This window comes from Kaustia mangrovi (assembly GCF_015482775.1).
Lineage (GTDB): Bacteria > Pseudomonadota > Alphaproteobacteria > Rhizobiales > Im1 > Kaustia > Kaustia mangrovi.
This window is the reverse complement of sequence record NZ_CP058214.1, coordinates 2,748,472-2,769,613: the sequence shown is the minus strand read 5'-3', so window position 1 is coordinate 2,769,613 and position 21,142 is coordinate 2,748,472. Positions and strand designations below refer to the sequence as shown.

Here is a 21,142-nt window from a genome sequence, read left to right as displayed (position 1 = left end):
TCTGGACGCATCAACGACGTTGAGGGCGTCCCGTTATGGCCAAGCCGCGGACTCCCCGCGCCAAGGCCGAGACCGAGGGGCGGGACAAGATCAATCCCGGACGCTACCACAACCGCGTGGAGCCGAAGGTCGCCGACGCGCTGGGCGATCCGCCCGAGTGGATCGCCGACACCGAGAAGAACAAGGCGTGGACGGCGTGGAAGACAATTGCCACGGAAGTTCCGTGGCTGAACGCTTCCCACCGAACGCTCGTTGCCACTGCCAGCAACATCTACGGACGAATGATCGCCGGTCAGGACGTTGGCGTGCAGGCCATGAACCTGTTGCGCCAGTGCCTTGGACAGATGGGCGCCACGCCGGCCGATGCCTCAAAGGTGGCGATGCCGGATGGCGACGAGAAAGACCCCGACGACGAGCTGTTCGAATAAGACGCCCGCGCTGGATCGCGTCAGCGCCTACGCCCACGACGTGCTCGACGGCAAGGTCGTGGCGGGCCCGCATGTCCGCAATGCCTGCCGCCGCCATTTCGATGACCTGGCGCGCGGTCACGAGCGCGGCCTGTATTGGGACGACAAGGCCGCCGCTCACGTCATGCGGTTCTTCGAGCGCGGGTTGAAGCTCAACGAAGGCCAGTTCGAGGGGCTGCCGTTCAAGCTGCACCCGAGCCAGGCGTTCAAGCTGGGCTCGCTGTTCGGCTGGAAAAAGGCTGACGGCACCCGCCGGTTTCGCCGCGCCTATATCGAGGAGGGCAAGGGCAACGGCAAGTCGCCGTTCGCTGGCGGCCTTGGGCTCTATGGCCTGACGGCGGACAAGGAACCCGGCGCGCAGATCTACGCGGCAGCGGCGACCAAGGATCAGGCGAACATTCTGTTCCGCGACGCCGTGAAGATGCGCAACCAGTCGCCGGCGCTCACGAAGCGCACGAAGACCAGCGGAGCGGCGGGCAAAGAGTTCAATATCGCCCACCACAAGTCGCAATCGTTCTTCCGGCCGCTGTCCAAGGAAGCCGGCAAGACCGGCTCCGGCCTGCGCCCGCATTTCGCGCTGTGCGACGAGGTGCACGAGCATCCCGACCGCGCCATCATGGAAATGCTGGAACGCGGCTTCAAGTTCCGACGCCAGCCGCTTCTGGCGATGATCACGAACAGCGGTAGCGACCGGAATTCGGTGTGCTGGGAGGAGCACGAGCACGCCGTGCGCGTCGCGGCCGGCACGCGCGAGCCCGACGAGGATTACAGCTATGTGGGCGAGGTCATAGACGACGACACGTTCGCGTTCGTCTGTGCGCTCGACAAGGACGACGATCCGCTTGAGGATCCGTCGTGCTGGCCGAAGGCGAACCCGCTCCTCAACACGATCCTCACCGAGGACTATCTTGCCGGTGTCGTCGCGCAGGCGAAATCGTCTCCGGGCAAGCGCAACGGCATCCTGCGGCTGCACTTCTGTGTGTGGACGGAAGCGCATACGTCGTGGATCACGCGCGACGTGCTCGAATCCGTCCTGGCCGACTTCGACCCGGATATCGAACATGCCGGAAAGCCGATCAAGGCGGCCGGCCTCGACCTGTCGGGAACGAAGGATCTGACCGCCGCGGCGTTCGTCATCGAGACGGGCACCGCCGCGGTGGAGCGCACGGACGGGACCGTTGTCGACCTGCCGACCTATGACGCGTGGATAGAGGCATGGACGCCGGGCGAAACGCTCGACGCGCGCGCCGAGGCCGACCATGTGCCGTACCGGACTTGGCTTGACCAGGGCTACCTCAACGCCACCGATGGCAAGCGCGTGCGCTACGACCATGTCGCGGCGCGGTTCGCCCAGCTCGAGTCGGAGCGCGGTATCGACCTGCTCGCCTTCGACCGCTACGCCTACGACAAGTTCCAGGACGAGCTTGACGAGTACGGCGTCGAGATCAGGACCGTTGCGCATCCGCAGGGCGGCAAGCGCCGGGCAAAACCCGATCCGGAGCTTGTCGCCGAGGCCAAGCGCGCGGGCGAAGAGCCCCCGCAAGGCTTGTGGATGCCGGGTTCTATCGAGGAGCTGGAAGCGCTCATTCTGGAAGGGCGCATAAGGCTCCGCCGGAATCCGGTCCTGATTTCGGCAATCATGGGCGTCTCCATGGAGACTGACCCGCTCCTCAACAATCAGTGGTTCTCAAAGGCCAAGTCGACGCTTCGCATGGACCCGGCGGTCGCGCTGGCGATGGCGATTGGCGCGGCGACCATGCAGCCGGTCGGCGGTTCGTCGGTCTACGAGACACGCGGTATCCTCATGGTGTGAGCGGATGAGCATATTTTCACGACTGTTCGGCCGCTCCACGTCTGGCGGCGCGACTGTGCAGGCGATGGCCGGTGAGGCAGCGCAGTTCTACAGCATGGACGATCCGCGATTGCTGGAATTTATGCGCAAGGGCGGCGGCGCCATGACCGAGGCGGGCATTTCGGTGTCGCCCAGGGTGGCCATGCGGAACACCACTGTCTTGCGATGCGTCTCGCTGATTTCCTTCGCTATCGGCATGCTGCCGCTGCATTTGCAGCGCAAGGCGGACAACACCAATGCCGACGATCACCCGTTGTTCCGCGTCCTGCATCGCCGGCCGAACCCGTGGCAAACGGCATTCGAGTTCCGGTCGCTCATGCAGCAGCGCGCGCTTGGCGCGAGCGGCAGCGGGACCAAGGGTGATGCCTATGCGCGGATCGTGCGCAGCGGGAACAAGATCCTCTATCTGGTTCCGCTGGACACCGACCGCATAACCCCGCGTTTGCGCCGGGACTGGACGCCCGAATACGTCTACCGCAAGGCCAAGGGCGGCGAGACAGTCTTGCCTCAGCGGGACGTGTTCCACCTGCGCTATGGGATATCTGACGACGGCATTACCGGCCTGTCGCTGGTCAAGCAGGCGGCGGAGGCCATCGCGCTAGCGATCCAGACGGATACGGCGGCGGCACGTCTGTTCAAGCAAGGCATGATGGTGGGCGGCGCCCTGGCGCACCCGAACAAGCTGTCACCGGAAGCTTACGACCGGTTGCTCGCCAGCATGGAGCGCCGGGAGGGTGCGAGCAACGCGCACAAATGGCTGATCCTTGAAGAGGGAATGGACGCCAAACCGTTCTCAGGGACGGGCCGTGACAGCCAGAATATCGAACAGCGCAAGCACCAGATCGAGGAGATCGCGCGGCCGTTCGGCGTGCCTCGCCCGTTGCTCGGCGTCGATGAAACGTCGTGGGGCTCCGGCATCGACGTGCTGGGGCAGTTCTTCGTCCGCTACGCGCTCAACCCGTGGTTCGAGGCGTGGCAGCAGGCCATTGAGCGCTCGCTTCTGACCGAGCGCGAGGCCGATCTGTACATCGCCAAGTTCAATGCGGGCGCGCTCTTGCGCGGCTCCATGAAGGATCAGGCCGAGTTCTTTGCCAAGGGCCTTGGCTCGGGCGGACACCAGCCATTCCTCGCCGTTGACGAGGTGCGCGACTGGCTCGACCTGCCGGACAACGACAATCTCCCGCCGCCTCCCGGCCAGACACAGACAGGGACACAGGATGAGCCTTCGCAAGCTGCCTGAGATTCAGGCGTTCCAGAAACCGGACTGGCTCAATTTCGAGGCGCCGGAACAGACGGTCGAGGCGTTTGACCCGGCTGTCACGTCGGCGGTCGATGGCGACGACACCACGATATCGATCTATGGGCAGATCGGTATCGATCCGGTGTCGTCGGCCGATAACACGGAACGCCGCATCGGTGCGGCGCTCCGGTCCATCGGCAAGCGCGACGTGACGGTGAATCTCAATTCGCCGGGCGGCAATTTCTTCTCCGGCATCGCCATCTACAACCAGTTGAGGGCGCATCCCGCGAGGGTGTCCGTCCAGATCATCGGCATGGCGGGCTCGGCTGCGTCGGTCATCGCTATGGCCGGCGACGACATTCTCATGTCGAACGCATCGTTCGTCATGGTGCACAACGCGTCGGGGATCGTCATCGGTAACAAGTTCGACGCGCAGGACGCGGCGGAGCTGCTGGCCCAGGTGGACGACGCCATGGCCGACGTGTACGCGGCGCGCTCCGGTGCGGACAAGGAAACCGTCACCGGCTGGATGGACCGACACCGCGGCGACGGCACCATGTTCAACGCCTCGTCGGCCATCGAGACCGGCCTTGCCGACGGCCGTCTGGACCCCGGCGCCGTGAAGGTGCGGGCCGACACCCGGAAGTCCGTGCCGTGCGAGCGCGTTATCGAGAACGCGCTAGTGAGTTCGGCGAACATGACACCGCAGGAAGCCAAGACGCTTGTTGCGGAATTCAAGGCCGGTACGCGTGACGCTCCGGTCGCAACGTTGACGCGTGACGCTGACGAGTTCCGGGCCGCAGCGCCCAGCCTTTTCAAGCTTTAATCAACAGGAGGTCTCATGACCAAGCATGTTTCGCCGCGCGGGCTGCGCGGTACCGTCTCCGTGCGCGCCGATGCAACCGGAGACGTCAAAGCCCTTCTCGCTGAACTCAACAGCGATTGGGAATCCTTCAAGGCCACCATGGCGGAGAAGGACAAGGAACTCGCCGCGAAGTTCGACGATGTGGTCACGACCGAGAAGCTCGGCCGCATCGAGTCCAGCGTGTCCGATCTTCAATCGGCCGTCGACCAGGCGAACGCGCAGATCGCCGCCATGCAGATCGGCGCCGGGCAGGCCGAGGCCAGCCTGTACGACGCGGAGTACAGCGAGGCGTTCACTGCGCATTTCCGCAAGGGCGATGTTCAGGCGAATCTGAACAAGGGTGCCGACGACGAGGGCGGCTATCTCGCTCCGGTGGAGTGGGACCGCACCATCACCGACCAGCTCATCGAAACGTCGCCCATGCGCCAGATCGCGTCTGTGCAGACGATCTCGACGGCCGGTTTCAAGAAGGTGTTCAACCTGCGTGGCACGTCGTCGGGCTGGGTCGGCGAAACCGATGGGCGGCCGGAGACCGGCACGCCGACCTTCGGCACCATGACGTTCGCGCCTGGCGAGATCTACGCCAATCCGGCGGCCACCCAGCAGATGCTGGACGACTCCGCCGTCAACCTGGAGGCGTGGCTGGCTAGCGAGGTGGAGACCGAGTTCTCCTATCAGGAGGGACTCGCATTCATCGCCGGCGACGGGTCGAACAAGCCGAGCGGCTTCCTGACTTTCGTGACCGGCGGTTCGAACGCCACGGCCAATCCGCTGGGCGCCATCGAGGCAATCACGGCGGCGTCGGCCACGGCCCTCGACTCCGACGAGCTTCTGGACGTGATCTATTCGCTGCCGTCGGCTTTCACGCAGTCGGCGCGGTGGCTGATGAACCGCACCACCCAGGGCAAGGTGCGCAAGCTGAAGGACGGCGACGGCAACTATCTGTGGCAGCCGTCCTATCAGGCCGGCCAGCCGGCGCAGCTCGCCAGCTATCCGGTCACGGAGATGCCGGGCATGCCGGATGTGGCGGCCGACGCGCTGCCGATTGCCTTCGGCGACTTCCGGCGCGGCTATCTGATCGTCGACCGCACGGGCGTCCGCGTGCTGCGCGATCCCTACACCAACAAGCCCTACGTCAATTTCTACACCACGAAGCGTGTGGGCGGTGGCGTGCAGAACCCCGAGACCATCAAGGTTCTGAAGATGGGCGCGGCGTAGCCAGCGGCCATCGAGGCAGTTGCGTGATGGAGCGGGCGGTCTTCGGGCCGCCCGCATTGCTTTCGGAGGAACAGGAATGACCGAGACACAGACGAAGACCGAGGCGTCGGACGCCAAACAGACCAAGGGCAAAGTGGCGCGACGCGTGCGCGCGTCCAGGCTGGATCACAAGGCGCTCGGCCTCGATCCCAAGCCCTACGGCGCCGCGGCGAAGCGCTGACCGATGCTCGCGCCGGTTCGAACGATCGCGCCGGCCGAGTTGCCGGTATCGCTGGAGGAAGCCAAGGCGCATCTGCGCGTCGACCATGCCGACGACGACACCCTGATTACCGGGCTCATTCAGACGGCGACGGATTATGTCGACGGCTGGTCGGGCATTCTCGGCAAGTGCCTTGTCTCGCAGACATGGCGGCTGGACCTGTGCGGCTTCCCGCCGTGGGTCATCTATCTGCCGCTTGCGCCCGTGAGCGAGATTGTCGACGTGACCTACTGCGACGAGGACGGCAACCAGCAGACGCTTTCGCCGACCGTCTATCGCGGTCCTGTGATCGACGCCTATGGCCCGTATCTCTATCGCGTAGAAAGCGAAAGTTGGCCATCGACGGACACACGGCCCGACGCCGTGTCGGTGACGTTCACGGCAGGCTATGGGGCACCGTCGGACGTGCCGCAATCGATCAGGCACGCACTCTTGCTTCTGGTGGGGCACTGGTACGAGAACCGCGAGGCCACGTCGCCCGATGTACCGGGAACCGTGCCCTTTGCCGTCGACGCGTTGCTCGCGCCCCATCGGCGGGTATTCCGCTGATGGCCCGCGTTCGGTTCCTCAAGGACTACGACTTCAACCCTCCCGAAAAGCCCCGCGTGACGCTGGCCTATCCGGCCGGCTTCGAGGGTACGGTTCGGCGTGTCTGTGCCGACCGTGCCATCGCCGCGGGCGCCGCTATCGAGGTTGACCATGACGGCAGGAAGGTTGCGCGAGCGTCTGACGTTCCAGCGTCGGGCGCCGATTGACGACGGATACGGCAACCCCGTAACCGGCGATTGGGAAGACCGGTTCACGGTGGCCGCGCGCGTGAAGCCGTCCAAGGGCGGCGAGACGGTGCTGGCCCGGCGCCTGCAGGGCGTCCAGCCGGTCGTGATCACCGTCCGGTCGAGCACGGAGACGCGTTCGGTCACGCCTGACTGGCGCGCGGTCGATGCGCGAACCGGCACGGTCTACGCGTTGCGCTCGGCGGCCGATATGGTCGAGAAGAATGCCTATATCGAAATGCTCGCGGAAAGCGGGGTGGCGTCCTGATGGCCGTAAAGGGGCTCGACAAGCTTCAGAAGAAACTCAAGGCGCTGCCCGATCAGGTCCGCAAGGACATTCACGAGGCCATGAAACAGGGCGCCGAAGAGCTGACGCAAATGCAGCGGCGGCTGGCTCCGGTGGATAGCGGGGCCTTGCGCGACTCCATCGGCTACACCTTCGGCAACTTCCAGGCTGACAACGCCAACGTGCGCGGCGTGACAGCGGGCAGCAAGATCGGCGACACCGAGCTATCGGTGACGATCCATGCCGGCGACGCGAAAGCCTTCTATGCGGCGTTCGTGGAGTTCGGAACCGTCGACCAGAACGGGCAGCCGTATTTTTTCCCGGCCTACCGGTCGCTAAGCCGCCGCATCAAGGGGCGCATATCGCGCGCCACCACGAAGGCCGCCAAGAAAGTCGCGGGGAGCGGCAAATGAGCGACCCGGCCCTTGCCCTGCAAAAGGCGGTCGTCGCCGCCATCAAGGCGCTGGCCACGGCGGCCGGCGACAATGTGTTCGACACCGTGCCGGAGTCGGATCCGTTCCCCCGTGTGACGGTCGGCACCGGCCAGACGGTCGGTGTCTATGCCGACTGCTACGACGGCAGTGAGTGCTTCCACCAGATCGATGTTTGGTCGCGCGCGGTCGGGTTTCCCGAGTGCAAGGCCATTGCGTCGGCAATCCGCGATCTGCTCAACGAGCCGTCCAACCTGACCGTCAGCGGCCACACGCTCGAAACCATCGAGGTTCGCAGCGTCGACTATTCCCGCGACCCCGACGGGCTGACCAGCCGCGCCCGCATGACCGTTCGCACGCAATCCCAACCATCTGACTAGGAGTCTGCCGCATGGCGAGACCGACCACCCTTTCCGGCTCCAAGCTGCTCATTGAGCTGGGCGACGGCAATGTCGACCCCGGCCCCGAAGAGTTCGCGGCGCCCTGCGCGCTGAATTCGACCGGCATCAACCTGTCCGGCACCACGCAGGATTTCGAGATCGCCGATTGCGACGATCTGGACGCGCCCGTGTTCGTGGAACGCGTGATTTCCGCACTGTCGGCAGGCGTCTCCGGCTCCGGCACGCTCGCCATGGAGTCGTTCGACGAGTGGCGCGACTGGATGCTGTCCGGCGTTGCGAAGAACATTCGCGTCAAGCTCGACACCACGCTCGCGAACAATGGCGGGTACTTCTCCATGTCGGCCGTGCTGACCACGCTCAATATCACCCGCGAGAACGTCAAGGGGCTTGTGCAGGTCGAGGTCGAGCTCTCCAGCAACGGCGAAGTCGTCTGGACGGACGCGAGCGCGTAACCGATGAGCCGCGACGCATCCGTGACATTCACATGGGCCGGCGACGAGCGCACGTTTCGCCTGGCCATCAAGGAAGCCCTCGCGCTGGAAGACCGGCGCGACTGTGGGCTCGCCGAGATCGCGGGCAGGCTATCGTCGGCGCGCTGGCGGATTGACGACATTCGCGAGCCGCTGCGCCTTGGGCTGATCGGCGCCGGGCTGGACGCCGCCAAGGCGCGCAAGCTGGTCGAGGACAACGTTGTCCCCGGCCGGCTCGCCGAGCATGTCCTGGCCGCGCGGGCGGTGCTCATGGCCAGTCTGGTCGGAGATCCGAACGAGCCTGTGGGAAAAGAGGAGGCGGCGGAGGAAACGGGCGAATCTCCGCCGCCAGCCTCTACGGAGCCGGTGGCGTCCTAGGCTTCACGCCCGACCAGATCGACTGCATGTCGCTGTGGCAGTTCGCGGCGTGTGTGGACGGCTGGAACAAGGCGCAGGGTGCAGAGACCAAACCCGAGGCACCGACGCCCGAAGAGTTTCACGAGATGGTGGGGCGGCTTAGTTGAGCCGTCCGCTATCCGCGATAGTCGCGTTGTTCCTGTGCAGGTTCCGCGATCCAGCTTTGTGCCTCGTGTGCAGTGGCAAAATGCAGCTCGCCAATGCTGGTGTCTATCGCAACCTGCGTGCCCCTCAAGCGCTTGGCTGGGAATCCATTGATTGTGATGTTGTGTCGTTCATTGGCGACCGTGTGACGAAAGCCGGTCTGCGAGCGAAGTTGGCTCGCGATAACCGACAAGTTGTTCTCTATGCTTTCGCACACCTCCATCAGCGCGCCGAACGCGATCAGAAACACCCCCGAAATGATGACCGAAACTCCGCTCGCCAAGGCGAGCACGGGGGTAAACAAGGTCACAAAGATACCGGCCAAGATCACGATCCCGCCGACGATTTTCATAGCTGCTGACATTGCGCCCCCAAGGATAGTGCTGCATGGCCGAGACCACAGACCTGCAACGGCTCGTTGTGAGCCTGGATGCCAATATCAAGAAGTACGAAAAGCAGCTAGCCAAGGCAACCGGAACGGCACAGAAACAGGCCAAAAGGATCGAGACGCGCTTTGAGCGCATGAACAGCAAAATCCGTGCGCAGTTTCAGGCGATTGGATCAAGTCTTGTTGCAGGTCTTGGACTCGGCGCTGGTGGCGCACTCGTGAGTCAGCTTCCGCGCTCCATACAGGCAGTAACAGCCGAGGTTGCCGAATTGGGCCGCCAAAGCCAATCGCTTGGCATTACGGCGGAGGCGTTTCAAGAGCTGCAATACGCCGCTCGGCAAGCCCGTATCCCGTTTGACGGATTGACTGACGCGCTCAAGGAAATGCAGCTAAGGGCGGACGAATTTGTCGTCACGGGAGAAGGGAGTGCGGCAGAAGCGTTCGCAAGGATTGGGTTCAATGCGGACGAATTGTCAGAGGCGCTAAAAGACCCGCCCGCCCTCCTCAATGACATCATCAATAGCTTGCGGACCCTCGACCGTGCTGCCGCCATCCGCATCGCAGACGAGATATTCGGCGGCCAGGGCGGCGAGACTCTCATTCGCCTCTTGGACAGTGGCGCAAACGCGATTTCCCGGCTTCGTGAGGAGGCTCGCGATACCGGGGCCGTGATGGACGAGGAGTTGGTTCGAACCGCCAAACGTGTTGACGAGCAATTCGCCGCCCTGGAGCGCAGGTTTTCTGTCACCTTCAAGAAAGCCATTCTTGAAGGTGCGGGTGCTGTCGAGACAATGGGAACAATGCTCGACGATCTGAGGGACGAGGCGGCCAAGCTGGCCAATTCGTCCGCCATGCGCGATGTGCTTGAGGCGCTTGGCGTGGACTTCTCAGAAGCGGCGATTCGAGAGGCCGGCCTTACTCCGGTGACACCAGACGATGGGCAGCAAGTCAATCGCGGCGCCAAGAGCGGCCCGCTACGCCCGGCGATAGACCCGGACGATGACGACAACACCGACCCAACGACCCGACGCAACGAATACGACCGCCTGACCGAGTCAATCATGCGCCGAACGGAAGCGCTCGTGATCGAGGGCGAAACGCTCGGCATGACGCAGCAGCAGGCGACCGCGTACCGGCTTGAGCAAGAGCTGATCAACGCGGCGCAGGAAGCCGGAATCGAGCTTTCGCCGGAACAGATGGAGGGCATTCGCGGCGTCGCGCAGACCTACGCGGAAGCTGAATCCTCCGTCATGCGCATGACGGCCGCGCAGGAGGAGCTGAACGCGGTCGGCATGGATGTCATCTACACGCTGCAATCGGGCTTTTCCGACCTGATCACGGGCGCGGCGAGCTTCGAGGACGCCTTGGGGCGCATCCTCGACCGGTTGCTCGAAATGGCCGCCAGTCAGGCGTTCCAGATGCTTTTGGGCGGCGGCTTCGGTGGCGGCGGCGGGTTGGTCGGCGGATTGATTGGCGGCCTGTTCGCGGACGGCGCGGCCTTCAGCAATGGCAAGGTGACGCCCTTCGCGCGCGGCGGCGTGGTGAACAAGCCGACGCTGTTTCCGATGGCGGACGGCGCCGGGCTCATGGGCGAGGCCGGCCCGGAAGCGGTCATGCCGCTGACGCGGCTGCCGAATGGCAAGCTCGGGGTGCATGCGATGGCGCCGCCGCAGCCGGTGGCCGAGATGGCGCGGGACACCGCGGAGCCGGGCGGCACGGTCAATCTGAATGTGACGCTTGGCATGCACGCGCCAAGCCGCGACGAAATCCGCGCGCTGATCGACCAGATCAACTCGGCGACCGGTTACGGCAAGAAGCTCAACGCCACGGTGCGCTAGCCGCTTCAAATCCCACTCTCTCACGGGGCCGCTTTCGAGCGGCCCTTTTTCTTTTGCGGGGTTGGCATGATCATCATCGGCCGCAGTCTCGTTCTGTCGGCGCCCGCCGGCTCGCCGTCGCGCGGCAATCCGGTTATCGGCTGGCACAATCTCGTCACGGCCAGCACTGTCACAGCGGACACGACGGAGCCCGGTTATCCGGCGCGCAATCTCGCCAATCCGTCCACCACACCGCTGCAATCGTGGCAGGCCGCCGACACGACGGCGCAGGCCCTCACGGCCAGCCTCTCCCATGTCGGCGATATCGATTATGTGGGGCTCGCTGGGCACAATCTCGGCGCGGCGGGGATTCCGGTCACGATCCTGGGCAGCGCGGACAATGGCGTGACATGGAGCGTGCTGGTCGAACAGACCGTGTTGCCGGACAACACGCCAGCCCTCTTCTGGTTCGAGCCGCAATCGCTCACCGACGTGCAGGTCGCGCTTGGCACCGGGGCGGAGCCCGCCCGCATCGCCGTCATGTATATCGGCAAGCTGCTCGTCATGGAGCGCGCGATGCCCGCCGGTCTCGGTTTCACCGCGACGCCCTATGGCCGCGTCAGCGAAACCGTGAATGGCCGCAGCGAGAGCGGCGACTTTCTCGGACGCATCGTGGTGAACCAGCGCGTTGAGTCCGCGGTCGACTTCTACATGTCGCGGGCATTCTTCAGAGAGCAATTCGACCCGTTCCTCAAGGCCGCCGTCGAGCGGCCCTTTTTCTTCGCCTGGGCGCCGACGAGCTACCCGCGCGAGACGGGCTTTGTCTGGCTCACGAACGATCCGCAGCCGATCTACTCGTTCGGCTCGCGGCTGGAACGGCTCCACCTCGAATATACGGGCATCGTTTCATGAACGAGGCTGTCGAGTTCATCGAGATCGACGTGCCGATCTGCGCGTTGCTCTATGGGGCGACGAACGCGGCCGGGACATGTCCGGCGATCCTTGGCACGTCGTCGCTGACCAAGTGTTTCAACACGCGGGCGACATGCCCGGTGATCGAGTCCTATACGCCAGAGCCGGTGACGATCCGGTTCGCGCTCGACAACGGCAATCTGCCCGACGACATACCGGCCATTCCGTCGATACAGAGTATCGACTTCACGCCTGGCGTTGTGTCGCTCGGCGAAGACCTGGGCGAGCGCGCCACGCTTGTCGTGAGATGCCGCGATCATCGCTGGTCGGACAGCGGGCCCGGCTTCGACAAATACGCCGACGAGCGCGCGCGCGATCCCTATTGGAACGGCACATTCTGGCCGCGCTTCCGGGCGCGCCATCCGTCCTTGCGCGGCCAGCCGATCCGCCGGATTCAGGGGCTCAAGGGCCAGTCGCTCGCCGAGATGGTGACGCGGCATTACGTGATCGACTCCACGAGCGGCCCGCAGGCCGACGGCTCGTACACGATCACCGCGACCGATCCGATTGCGCTGGCCAATGGCGACCGTGCGCAGGCGCCGTTGCTGTCGGAGGGCTTCCTTCTCGCGGCCATCGCCGAGGCGGACACGACCGCCACGCTAAGCCCGGTCGGGATCGGCGCGACCTACCCCGAAGAGGGGTGGGTGGTCATCAGCGGTAACGAGGTCTGCCGGTACACGCGCAGCGGCGACGTGCTCACGCTGACGCGCGGGCAGAAGGGCACCGCGGCGCAGGAGCATGGCGAGGGCGACCGCGTACAGCTCGGTATCGAGTTCAAGCCGCAATCGCCCGCGCTGATCATCGCCTATCTGTTCCTCAATTATGTGCCCGGCTTCAATCCGGACTGGATCAATATCGAGGAGTGGGCACAGGAGACGACGAGCTTTCTCGGCACGCCCTATTCGGGCTTCGTTGCCGAGCCCACGGACGTGATCCAGCTCATTGTCGAGCTGATCGAGCAGGCGGCCCTGATTGTCTGGTGGGACGACATTGCGCAAAAGCTGCGCTTGCGTGTCTTGCGGGAGGTCAGCACGAATGCCGACCGGTGGACGGAGGACAACACGCTTGCCGACACGCTGCGCACGCAGGATCAGCCCGGCAAGCGCGTGTCGCAGGTGTGGACATACTATATCCAGCTCGACCCGACCAAGCCGCTCGACGAGATCAACAACTACGCGCAGACACAGAAGGACGAGGACGATAACAGCGAAGCCACCTATGGTTCACCGGCCATCAAGAAAATATTCTCCCGATGGATTCCGGCGGGCGGGCGACCCATCGCACAACGCCTGAACGAGATCATCCTGAGCCGATACAAGGCGCCGCCCCGGCGCTTCAATTTTGCCGTCCAGCGTCATTTCGGCATCGATCATGTCGACCTTGGGCGCGGCTACCAGCTCGGGTCTCGTGTCTTCCAGGATGCCGGCGGCGGCAATGAGCTTGTCCCGATCCAGACGACGCGGGTGGATCCGCAGGCCGACCGCTTCGAGGTCGAGGCGGAGGAGATGCTGTCCGAACCTCCACCCGACGTGGAGCCCGGCACCATCGTTATCGACTTCGACACGCTCAACATCGATCTGCGCGAGTTGCACGATTCGATATGGGGCCCGCCGGTCGACAACGGCGACGGCTATACGGTCAACATCACCATCGAGGAGGGTGTGACCGTCGGCGGGACCGTCGACGCTCCGCCCGATTGGGAGACGGTCAGCGGTCGACGCCAGCCGTTGGCCGGTACTGGTCTCCCCGGATTCGACGTGGGCGACTGGTCGGACGTTCCGTTCGTCACGCGAAACCTGATCAATCGTGGGCACATTCAGGGCCCCGGCGGACAGGGCGGCAAGTCCGACAGCGACGGCGACACGAACAAGGCGCGCGGCTATCCCGGCGGCGAAGCGATACGCACCAACTATCCACTATATGTCGACAACCTGCTGGGCAGGATCATGTCGGGCGCCGGCGGTGGTGCCGGTGTAGCCGGCGCAACGTCGTCTCCGCGTGGCGGCGGCGGCGGCGCCGGCACCGAAGGCGGCCTTGGCGGCGTCGGTGGCGACGGTGGCCCGGATGGTCCGGCCGGAACGGCATTAGCTGGTGGCGGCGCGTCATTCGGTGGCGGCGCTGGTGGCGGCCCCGGCCGTAATGGTCAGGATTGGAGTTTCACCAGCATCGGCACGGCTGTCGGCGGCGCGTCCGGTTTCGCACTCAATGGCGCAAGCCTGATCGCGTTCGCGACCGATGGCGTTGCCAGCGACAATGACGGGGCGGTGGCCGGGGCGAAGACGCGGCAAAGCTGCGCCAGCGTCAACGTCGCCTCCGATATGCCGGACGTGAAGGTTTCGGCAGCCATCGAGTATGACGGCCTGGAGCGCGAATTCGGCGAGAACCTGTTGCGCGCCGGATTACTGGCCGCCCGGTTTGACGGAGCAACGGTCAGCCTTGTCGACTCCGGTGCGGATGGCGCGAACAGCACTGCCTATAGCTTTGCCGGTCGCGCGCTCGGTGCCGCCGATGCCAGCCGCAAGGGCGATCTGTGCATTATCGCCAACGCCGACACGGTGGGCCGGACAATCGCGGCGGCGTCGGTCAATGGCCAGGCCGTCGCCGATCTGTCCACCCAGTTGACCGTCGACGATGGCGAGGGGGGATGCCTCGTCGTGGCTATCCTGTCGGTCGAGTTGCCGTCGGCGGACACGACGGGGGATATCAGCGTCACCTTTTCGGGCGGCATGACCGACTGCGGCTTTCAGCTTTACCGCCGTGTCGGGTCCGGGACGCTGGCCGCCGTCGAGACGATCACAGCGTCTGCGGTCAATCCGCTCGCAACGCGCCTGTCCGACGTGACGGCCGGCGATGCGATCATTGCCGTGGCCGGCGCCACGACAAGCTCGGGCTCCGACATAACGGGCGTCAACTGGACCGAGGGACTCATTCTCGGGCAGCGCACGGCCTAGCTAAACCAATATCGCAGCGGTCGCCCCGTTCGGGCGGCCATTTTCATGAGGTGTCGCGTGGCATCCTACGCAGGCAAAAACCTTCGCATCGCCGACGATGCCGGCAATGTCGTGCCGAACGCATGGATAGAGGTTCGCCTTGAGCGAGCGGGCCGGCCGCTGGTGCAGATCTTCGCCGACCATGAGGGCACAACGCCGCTCGGCAATCCGTTCCAGACAGACCAGTTCGGCCGAGCGGCGTTCTTCGCACCGGGCGGCTTCTATCGCATTCGCGCTTATACAGTCAGTCCGGCATGGGAAGACACGTTCGAGTGGGAGGCCATCGGCACCGCGGCGGCGACGGATTTCGGCACGGCGCTCTTTCCCGCCGACGCCATCGTGGTGACGCTCGCGGCGCGCGCAGCGTATGACGGCGAGGCGGCAGGCTTCGCCGTGATCGTGCTTCAGGACGCGGACGGGCCGACGCTCTACTGGAAGCAATCGGCGGCGGCCGCCGACTGGTCGGCCGGCACGCCGTTGCAGGGGCCGGCCGGGGCGCCGGGCTCCGCACAGATGGTCGCCACGTCGGCCACGCCGCTCGCCATCGGCACGGGCACGAAGACGTGGACGCTGGATCAGGCCGACCGGGGCTATGCAGTCGGCGCGCGCATTGTGGCCACGTCGGATGCCGATCCGGCGAACCGGCGCATGTCCGGCGTGATCGCGGCCTATGGCGGAACAACGCTTGAGGTTGCGGTCGACACCATCGTCGGCGCCGGAACCTATGCCGACTGGACAATCGCGCTGTCGGGCGAGCGCGGGCCGGCGGGCGCCGACGGCTCCGACCCCGGCGCGCTGTTCACATGGGACGCCGCGACGACGGACGCCGATCCCGGCGCCGGCGAGATCCGCGCGAACGATGCCGATCTGAGCACGGCCACACAGCTCTATGTGTCGAAGCTCAACCGCATGAGCGACGACGTGTCGGCGTATCTGCTGGCGCTGGCCGCCAGTTCGAACCCGACTGCCAAGGGGCTGCTGACCCTGACGCATGCGGCCGACAATTCGCAGGCCATGTTCCAGGTGACGGGCGTTGCCGATGCCGGCGACTATGTGAAGGTTGCCGTACAGGGGCATTCGGGCGCCACGGCGTTTGTGACCAGCGCGCCTATCTCGTTCCAGTTCGCACGGGCGGGCGATGCGGGCTCCATGTCGGGGCCGGCCTCGTCTGTGGATGGCGAGATCCCCGAGTTCGACGGTGCGAGCGGTACGGCATTGCGCGGCAGCGGCGCGACATTTCCGCTCGACGGCACGTCGGTCGCGCTGGATGCGTCCGACATCGCCAACGACAGCGGTGTGCCGGGCTCGCATCTGGACGAGGCGCTGGACAACCTGGCGGCCGACGACACGCCAGCCGACGAGGTCAACGACTGGACGGCCGCGCAGCGCACGCCGATTGTGCCGGTCGCCGTTGTGGCCGGCGTGGCGCTGCTGGACCTGTCGCAGGGGCACCATTTCGCGGTGACGCTGAGCGACGACGCCACGCTCGCTGTGACCAATCCTCCGGGCGCCGGCACGAGCCAACCGGGGCTTGTGGAGATCGTCCAGGACGCCACGGGCGGGCGCGCCGTGACGTTCGACGACGGGACCGTCGGCGCCGCCGGGCTGATCGACGGTTCCGGTGCGTCGCCCGCCCCGCCGGGCGGCACGGACGCCAATCGCCGCACCGTCTACAGCATGGCCGTCATGGGCGACGGCGCGGTGCAGCTGACGCTTATGGGCGACAGGGTGCCGTCATGACGGTGATGGCGCCATTCTACGGGCTGGCGGTCGGCGGCGGAGAGTGGATGCCTGACGCCCTGTCGCCGGTCGGCTGGTGGGATCCGTCCGACCTGTCGACGTTGTTTCAGGACGCGGCGGGCACAACGCCTGTAACGCAGGATGGCGACCCGGTGGGGCTGATGCTCGACAAGTCGGGGGCGGGCAACCACGCCTCACAGCCGACGGCGGGCGACCGGCCCACATTCCGCGAAAGCGGCGGTCTGCGCCGGATTGAGCACGGCGGGACAGGCCAGCATTTCGACCTGCCGAACCATGTTGGCGTGTCGGGCGCGGACAACCGCGCGCTCTATTTCGCGGGTTCGGCCGATGCCGCATCCGGATCGAACATCGGCGTGTACTTCAATCTTGGGCCCGGCAATACGGGCGAGCGCTGGTCACTGGTCGTGAATGGCTCCAACAACCTGCGCATCGCGATCCAGGGCGGTGCGTACAACAGTTCGGTCGGCATCGCGTCGACCGGCGTCTATGGCGTCGAGCTGGCCGGTTCGACCCTGGGAGACAACACGATCTACGGTCTTCTGTCGTCGGAGGCGGCAAGCGGGTCAGAGACTATCGATACCCGGACGGGCACCAACAAGATCGGTGCATTCCACGATGGCACGCTTACGGCTGCCATGGACTGGTACGGCATGGTGCTCGTGCCGCGCGTTCTGACCGGCGACGAGCGCGCGAAGCTGCAGGCCTATCTGGCCGGGAAAGCCGGGCTGTAGCGTTCGCCCTCCTGTCAGTGGGCGGGGCTCCGGGAACCTGGGGGGGCACTGGAACCCCGCCCGTACTGCCGATCCCATTGGGGGGCATCGGCAGCCAACTCACCATAGCACAACCTATAGGAGTTTCATGCATGGCGCGTTCGACGCTGAGCGATGCATTGCGCCTCATGTTCGGGCATGAAGGCGGCTACGTGAACGATCCGAAAGACCCCGGCGGCCCGACCAAATACGGCGTGACGCTTGCGACGCTCGCGGCGCATCGCGGCCGCAAGGTGACAGCCGCCGACGTGCGCAATCTGACCCTTTCGGAAGCGCGCATCATCTATCGCAAGTCCTACTGGAAACAGAGCGGCGGCGATCTTCTGCCGCGCGGTCTGGACTATGCGGTGTTCGACTTCGGCGTGCACTCCGGGCCGGCAACGGCGGTCAAGGTGCTGCAAAGGCTCGTCGGTGTTTCGCAGGACGGAATTGTCGGCATCCAGACGGTCGACGCCGTGCGGCGGTACAAGGGCGGGCTGCGCGAGTTGATCGACGACTACTGCAACGCGCGTCTGGCCTATCTGCGCTCGCTGCGCGGATGGCGGCGCTATGCGCGCGGCTGGACGGTCCGCGTCACCGGCATCGATCCGAAAGGGGAGTGGCGGGCGCAGCGCGGGGTGCGGGGCAATGCGCACGCATTGGCCGGCGGCGTGGCAACCGCATCGTCCCATGTGCAGCCGACGCCGAAGGCGCGTCCCGAGGATGTGTCGTTCACGCATGTCGTCACCAGGCCGGAAGCATGGGGACCGCTCGGCGGCCTCGTCTCCGCGATGGGCGCCATCGCCAGCGGCAGCGGGCCGGTCCAGATCGCGCTTGCCATCGGCATGGTGGGCGCGGTCGGCGTCGGGCTCTGGTACGCCGTGCGCCGCATCCGGGCGGCCTGACCGATGATGGTCGCATTGTCGGCGGCGGCGTGGCTGTGGTGGCTGCGCCGCTCGCCGCAATCGGGAAGGACACCACATGACATGGCTTCTCAATCTGGTGGCCGGCGCGAGGGGCTGGCTGATCGCAGCCGGCGCGGTGCTCGTGTCGCTGGCCGGCGCGTTTGCGGCCGGCTGGTTGAAGCGCGGCGCCTACGAGGATGGCCGGCGGGCGCGCGGGCGCCTGGCGGGAATGAGGGAAAGGAAAGCGGTTGATGAGGAAATCGACGCGCTTGGCCCCGCTGATCTTGATCGCCGCTATTCTGACTGGCTGCGCGACGGCGGGTGATTTCTGCGACGTGTCGAGCGCATTCCGCCCGGCGCCGCAGGACAGGCTTGTCGCCAGCTCCAAGCGGTGGGTGGTCAAGCACAACGAATATGGCGCACGCGTCTGCGGGTGGTCTCCATGACCGGCGCCGTGGAATGGCAGGTGCTGGTCTTCATGGCCGGCGGCGCGGTGGCCCTGGGCGGCCTTCTGTGGCGGCTCTACAACGCCATCGCCAAGTCCGACCGCGACCTTGCGGCCTACAAGCTGCATGTGTCCGAAACCTACGTGACCAAGGCGGGCCTGTCGGAACAGACGCGCCAGATCATGGACGCAATCGGCGGCGTCAACGGCTCGATTGAGCGGCTGAACGAACGCATCGACCGCGTGTTCGAGGCGCCGAAGCCCGCGCGCCGCCGCCGCTCCACCCCGGAGCCGTGAATGCCCCCACTGACAGACGAACGAATTCAGGAGATCGTGCGGGCGGTCGAGGAGCACGGGTCCAACCGTGCCGCCGCCCGCGCGCTGGACGTTGACCCGAAGACGATCCGGCGCGGACTCAAGCGTGCGGCGGAGCGTGGGTTGCTCTCCACCGATCCGGTGATGCCGGGCTATGCGATAAAGAGCGTGGCCGGCAAGACGGCCGACGGCAAGTGGATCAAGCAGGTCCGCGAGCACGGCGAGGAATTCCGGGTGCCCGATGGCCAGCGCGTCAAGGGTGTGTCGGCGCTTGTCGACGAGGACGGGCGCGAGGTTATCAAGTGGATCAAGACGGGCGAGGACCGCGAGCACCAGCTTGCGGCCATGCGCGCCACGGTCGCCGCGCTCAAAGAGGCTATCGAACCGGTCGCGCCGACTGCTCCGCCCCTCACGGTCAATAGCCGTCTCCTCAATCAGTACACCGTGACGGACGCGCATTTCGGCATGCTGTCCTGGCGGGAGGAGACGGGCGCCGACTATGACCTTGAGATTGCCGAGCGCCTGTTGCTCGACTGGTTCGCGGCGGCCATCGCCATGGCGCCGCCGGCCAGAACGGCGGTGTTCGCCCAGCTCGGCGACCTTCTGCACTATGACGGGTTCGAGCCCAAGACCCCGGCGAGCGGCCACATTCTGGACGCCGACAGCCGGTTCCCGAAGGTGGTTCGCGTCGTCATCCGAACCGTGCGGCGCATCCTGTCCATGCTCCTGCAGAAGCACGAGCATGTGCACGTCGTCATGGCGGACGCCAATCACGATCCTGGGTCGGAAGCCTGGCTTCGAGAGACCTTCGCGGCGTTTCTTGAAGACGAGCCACGCTTGACGGTTAAGAATTCGCCGGCGCAGAACGCCGAGGGTTCATACTATGCTCACGAGCACGGGCTGACATCGCTGTTCTACCACCACGGCCACAAGCGCAGGGTGGGCACGGTTGACAGCATGTTCGCTGGGAAGTTCCGCGAGATCTACGGGCGCACAAGGCACAGCTACGCGCATATTGGCCACCTGCATTCCGACGAGCTGAAGTCGACCGACCTGATGAAGGTCGAGCGCCATGAGACGCTAGCCGCGGCCGACGCCTACGGCGCCAACTGGCTGTCCGGCCGGTCGGCGAAGGTCATCACATATGACGAGGAATTCGGCGAGGTGTCGCGCCTGACCCTGACGCCGGAAATGGTGTCGGGCGCCTATGGCGCGGCGAACGACAACACGAAGGCAGAGGAGGCGGCGTGATGGCCGTGACGGGGGAGGTGGCGCTGCGCGAGCGCGCGTCGAACGATACCGGACGCAAGGACGATGGCGGAAAGCTCCGCATGGAGCTGATACCGCCCGAAGTGGTCGAGGCCACCGCGGCGGTCCTGACGTTCGGCGCAAGCAAATACGAAGACCGCAATTGGGAACGCGGCATGAAGTGGGGCCGCGTTTTCGGCGCGCTCATGCGGCACCTGTGGTCGTGGTGGCGGCGCGAGCGCGCCGACCCGGAGACCGGCTATTCGCATCTGTGGCACGCGGCGTGCTGCATCGCGTTCCTGATCGCCTACGAAGCCCGCCAGTGCGGAGAGGACGACCGCCCATGAACATCTATGTCGCCGGGCCCATGCGCGGCATTCCCGAGTTCAATTTCCCGGCCTTCCACGCCGCGGCCGCCAGGCTGCGCGCGGAAGGCCACAACGTGTTCAATCCCGCCGAGCGCGATATCGAGCGCCATGGCGGGATTGACGTGTCGAAGGGCAATGCGGAGGGCTGCGAGGAGACGGCCGCGAAGGAGCACGGGTTCAGCCTGCGCCAGGCCCTCGCCGACGACACGCGCTATATCTGCCTTGAGGCCGACGCCATCGCGTTGCTTCCCGGTTGGGAGACCAGCCGGGGCGCGAGGGCCGAGAAGGCGCTGGCCGACGCGTTGGGCCACGTCACGCTTCATATCTGATCGCACTCCCCACCCAACCACCACCAAGGCCG

The 21,142-nt window shown here is 65.5% G+C and carries 24 protein-coding genes; 23 read left to right on the top strand and 1 reads right to left on the bottom strand.

What is annotated here, in order from left to right; all coding sequences use genetic code 11:
- Window positions 1-35: 35 nt before the first annotated feature.
- From HW532_RS12850 to HW532_RS12795, 12 genes are all read left to right on the top strand, one after another.
- Entirely contained in the window at window positions 36-428 is a 393-nt protein-coding gene (locus tag HW532_RS12850; protein WP_213160863.1) for a hypothetical protein, read from the top strand.
- Entirely contained in the window at window positions 388-2,280 is a 1,893-nt protein-coding gene (locus tag HW532_RS12845; protein ID WP_213160862.1) for a terminase large subunit, read from the top strand. The genes HW532_RS12850 and HW532_RS12845 overlap by 41 nt, the downstream gene beginning before the upstream one ends.
- 4 nt (window positions 2,281-2,284) lie before the next feature.
- On the top strand, window positions 2,285-3,559 hold the full coding sequence (locus HW532_RS12840) for a phage portal protein (protein ID WP_213160861.1): 1,275 nt from the start codon (window positions 2,285-2,287) through the stop codon (window positions 3,557-3,559).
- Window positions 3,537-4,385 (top strand): head maturation protease, ClpP-related, encoded by an 849-nt coding sequence (locus tag HW532_RS12835; RefSeq protein WP_213160860.1) that lies wholly within the window; start codon window positions 3,537-3,539, stop codon window positions 4,383-4,385. The genes HW532_RS12840 and HW532_RS12835 overlap by 23 nt, the downstream gene beginning before the upstream one ends.
- 15 nt (window positions 4,386-4,400) lie before the next feature.
- A complete protein-coding gene (locus tag HW532_RS12830) occupies window positions 4,401-5,642 on the top strand; it encodes a phage major capsid protein (protein WP_213160859.1) in 1,242 nt (413 codons plus the stop codon).
- 76 nt (window positions 5,643-5,718) lie between these two features.
- Entirely contained in the window at window positions 5,719-5,862 is a 144-nt protein-coding gene (locus HW532_RS12825) for a hypothetical protein (protein WP_213160858.1), read from the top strand.
- A 3-nt stretch (window positions 5,863-5,865) separates the two neighbouring features.
- A complete protein-coding gene (locus HW532_RS12820; RefSeq protein WP_213160857.1) occupies window positions 5,866-6,450 on the top strand; it encodes a head-tail connector protein in 585 nt (194 codons plus the stop codon).
- A gap of 150 nt (window positions 6,451-6,600) precedes the next feature.
- Window positions 6,601-6,942 (top strand): phage head closure protein, encoded by a 342-nt coding sequence (locus HW532_RS12815; protein ID WP_213160856.1) that lies wholly within the window; start codon window positions 6,601-6,603, stop codon window positions 6,940-6,942.
- Complete coding sequence (locus HW532_RS12810) at window positions 6,942-7,373, top strand: HK97-gp10 family putative phage morphogenesis protein (protein ID WP_213160855.1); 432 nt, start codon at window positions 6,942-6,944, stop codon at window positions 7,371-7,373. The genes HW532_RS12815 and HW532_RS12810 overlap by 1 nt, the downstream gene beginning before the upstream one ends.
- Window positions 7,370-7,771 carry a DUF3168 domain-containing protein gene (locus tag HW532_RS12805; RefSeq protein ID WP_213160854.1) on the top strand — a complete coding sequence of 134 codons (402 nt, stop codon included), beginning with the start codon at window positions 7,370-7,372 and terminating at the stop codon, window positions 7,769-7,771. Before HW532_RS12810 ends, HW532_RS12805 begins: the two co-directional genes overlap by 4 nt.
- A gap of 11 nt (window positions 7,772-7,782) precedes the next feature.
- A complete protein-coding gene (locus HW532_RS12800; protein ID WP_213160853.1) occupies window positions 7,783-8,244 on the top strand; it encodes a phage tail tube protein in 462 nt (153 codons plus the stop codon).
- 3 nt (window positions 8,245-8,247) lie between these two features.
- Window positions 8,248-8,640, top strand: coding sequence for a gene transfer agent family protein (locus tag HW532_RS12795; RefSeq protein WP_213160852.1), 393 nt, complete (start codon window positions 8,248-8,250; stop codon window positions 8,638-8,640).
- Window positions 8,641-8,794: 154 nt separating this feature from the next.
- Here HW532_RS12795 and HW532_RS12790 read toward each other — a convergent pair whose 3' ends face one another.
- Window positions 8,795-9,175 (bottom strand): hypothetical protein, encoded by a 381-nt coding sequence (locus HW532_RS12790; protein WP_213160851.1) that lies wholly within the window; start codon window positions 9,173-9,175, stop codon window positions 8,795-8,797.
- Window positions 9,176-9,210: 35 nt separating this feature from the next.
- Here HW532_RS12790 and HW532_RS22135 point away from each other — a divergent pair, with 35 nt between their 5' ends.
- The 11 genes from HW532_RS22135 (at window position 9,211) to HW532_RS12735 (ending at window position 21,110) form a co-directional block, all read left to right on the top strand.
- The gene (locus HW532_RS22135; RefSeq protein WP_246478925.1) at window positions 9,211-11,049 is read left to right on the top strand and encodes a phage tail tape measure protein; all 1,839 of its coding nucleotides are present in this window, start codon (window positions 9,211-9,213) and stop codon (window positions 11,047-11,049) included.
- 66 nt (window positions 11,050-11,115) lie between these two features.
- Window positions 11,116-11,940, top strand: coding sequence for a hypothetical protein (locus tag HW532_RS12780; RefSeq protein WP_213160850.1), 825 nt, complete (start codon window positions 11,116-11,118; stop codon window positions 11,938-11,940).
- Window positions 11,937-14,951, top strand: a complete 3,015-nt coding sequence (locus HW532_RS12775) for a hypothetical protein (RefSeq protein WP_213160849.1) — start codon at window positions 11,937-11,939, stop codon at window positions 14,949-14,951. Before HW532_RS12780 ends, HW532_RS12775 begins: the two co-directional genes overlap by 4 nt.
- 57 nt (window positions 14,952-15,008) lie before the next feature.
- A complete protein-coding gene (locus HW532_RS12770; protein WP_213160848.1) occupies window positions 15,009-16,730 on the top strand; it encodes a hypothetical protein in 1,722 nt (573 codons plus the stop codon).
- Complete coding sequence (locus HW532_RS12765; RefSeq protein WP_213160847.1) at window positions 16,727-17,482, top strand: hypothetical protein; 756 nt, start codon at window positions 16,727-16,729, stop codon at window positions 17,480-17,482. Before HW532_RS12770 ends, HW532_RS12765 begins: the two co-directional genes overlap by 4 nt.
- Before the next feature lie 131 nt (window positions 17,483-17,613).
- Window positions 17,614-18,405: a glycoside hydrolase family 108 protein gene (locus HW532_RS12760; protein WP_213160846.1), complete on the top strand. Its 792-nt coding sequence runs from the start codon at window positions 17,614-17,616 to the stop codon at window positions 18,403-18,405.
- A gap of 76 nt (window positions 18,406-18,481) precedes the next feature.
- Window positions 18,482-18,730: a hypothetical protein gene (locus HW532_RS12755; protein ID WP_213160845.1), complete on the top strand. Its 249-nt coding sequence runs from the start codon at window positions 18,482-18,484 to the stop codon at window positions 18,728-18,730.
- A gap of 117 nt (window positions 18,731-18,847) precedes the next feature.
- Window positions 18,848-19,147, top strand: a complete 300-nt coding sequence (locus tag HW532_RS12750) for a hypothetical protein (protein WP_213160844.1) — start codon at window positions 18,848-18,850, stop codon at window positions 19,145-19,147.
- A complete protein-coding gene (locus tag HW532_RS12745; RefSeq protein WP_213160843.1) occupies window positions 19,148-20,416 on the top strand; it encodes an oxidoreductase in 1,269 nt (422 codons plus the stop codon).
- Window positions 20,416-20,760: a dATP/dGTP diphosphohydrolase domain-containing protein gene (locus HW532_RS12740; protein ID WP_213160842.1), complete on the top strand. Its 345-nt coding sequence runs from the start codon at window positions 20,416-20,418 to the stop codon at window positions 20,758-20,760. Before HW532_RS12745 ends, HW532_RS12740 begins: the two co-directional genes overlap by 1 nt.
- The gene (locus HW532_RS12735; RefSeq protein ID WP_213160841.1) at window positions 20,757-21,110 is read left to right on the top strand and encodes a DUF4406 domain-containing protein; all 354 of its coding nucleotides are present in this window, start codon (window positions 20,757-20,759) and stop codon (window positions 21,108-21,110) included. The genes HW532_RS12740 and HW532_RS12735 overlap by 4 nt, the downstream gene beginning before the upstream one ends.
- Window positions 21,111-21,142: the final 32 nt, after the last annotated feature.

Bases quoted from the DNA above. Each gene is read 5' to 3' on its own strand.
- HW532_RS12825 (WP_213160858.1), top strand. From the start codon at position 5,719: ATGACCGAGACACAGACGAAGACCGAGGCGTCGGACGCCAAACAGACC.
- HW532_RS12810 (WP_213160855.1), top strand. From the start codon at position 6,942: ATGGCCGTAAAGGGGCTCGACAAGCTTCAGAAGAAACTCAAGGCGCTG.
- HW532_RS12765 (WP_213160847.1), top strand. From the start codon at position 16,727: ATGACGGTGATGGCGCCATTCTACGGGCTGGCGGTCGGCGGCGGAGAG.
- HW532_RS12850 (WP_213160863.1), top strand. From the start codon at position 36: ATGGCCAAGCCGCGGACTCCCCGCGCCAAGGCCGAGACCGAGGGGCGG.
- HW532_RS12845 (WP_213160862.1), top strand. From the start codon at position 388: ATGGCGACGAGAAAGACCCCGACGACGAGCTGTTCGAATAAGACGCCC.
- HW532_RS12735 (WP_213160841.1), top strand. From the start codon at position 20,757: ATGAACATCTATGTCGCCGGGCCCATGCGCGGCATTCCCGAGTTCAAT.
- HW532_RS12840 (WP_213160861.1), top strand. From the start codon at position 2,285: ATGAGCATATTTTCACGACTGTTCGGCCGCTCCACGTCTGGCGGCGCG.
- HW532_RS12750 (WP_213160844.1), top strand. From the start codon at position 18,848: ATGACCGGCGCCGTGGAATGGCAGGTGCTGGTCTTCATGGCCGGCGGC.
- HW532_RS12815 (WP_213160856.1), top strand. From the start codon at position 6,601: ATGACGGCAGGAAGGTTGCGCGAGCGTCTGACGTTCCAGCGTCGGGCG.
- HW532_RS12795 (WP_213160852.1), top strand. From the start codon at position 8,248: ATGAGCCGCGACGCATCCGTGACATTCACATGGGCCGGCGACGAGCGC.
- HW532_RS12835 (WP_213160860.1), top strand. From the start codon at position 3,537: ATGAGCCTTCGCAAGCTGCCTGAGATTCAGGCGTTCCAGAAACCGGAC.
- HW532_RS12760 (WP_213160846.1), top strand. From the start codon at position 17,614: ATGGCGCGTTCGACGCTGAGCGATGCATTGCGCCTCATGTTCGGGCAT.
- HW532_RS12755 (WP_213160845.1), top strand. From the start codon at position 18,482: ATGACATGGCTTCTCAATCTGGTGGCCGGCGCGAGGGGCTGGCTGATC.
- HW532_RS22135 (WP_246478925.1), top strand. From the start codon at position 9,211: ATGGCCGAGACCACAGACCTGCAACGGCTCGTTGTGAGCCTGGATGCC.
- HW532_RS12740 (WP_213160842.1), top strand. From the start codon at position 20,416: ATGGCCGTGACGGGGGAGGTGGCGCTGCGCGAGCGCGCGTCGAACGAT.
- HW532_RS12820 (WP_213160857.1), top strand. From the start codon at position 5,866: ATGCTCGCGCCGGTTCGAACGATCGCGCCGGCCGAGTTGCCGGTATCG.
- HW532_RS12805 (WP_213160854.1), top strand. From the start codon at position 7,370: ATGAGCGACCCGGCCCTTGCCCTGCAAAAGGCGGTCGTCGCCGCCATC.
- HW532_RS12780 (WP_213160850.1), top strand. From the start codon at position 11,116: ATGATCATCATCGGCCGCAGTCTCGTTCTGTCGGCGCCCGCCGGCTCG.
- HW532_RS12775 (WP_213160849.1), top strand. From the start codon at position 11,937: ATGAACGAGGCTGTCGAGTTCATCGAGATCGACGTGCCGATCTGCGCG.
- HW532_RS12790 (WP_213160851.1), bottom strand. From the start codon at position 9,175: ATGAAAATCGTCGGCGGGATCGTGATCTTGGCCGGTATCTTTGTGACC.
- HW532_RS12800 (WP_213160853.1), top strand. From the start codon at position 7,783: ATGGCGAGACCGACCACCCTTTCCGGCTCCAAGCTGCTCATTGAGCTG.
- HW532_RS12745 (WP_213160843.1), top strand. From the start codon at position 19,148: ATGCCCCCACTGACAGACGAACGAATTCAGGAGATCGTGCGGGCGGTC.
- HW532_RS12830 (WP_213160859.1), top strand. From the start codon at position 4,401: ATGACCAAGCATGTTTCGCCGCGCGGGCTGCGCGGTACCGTCTCCGTG.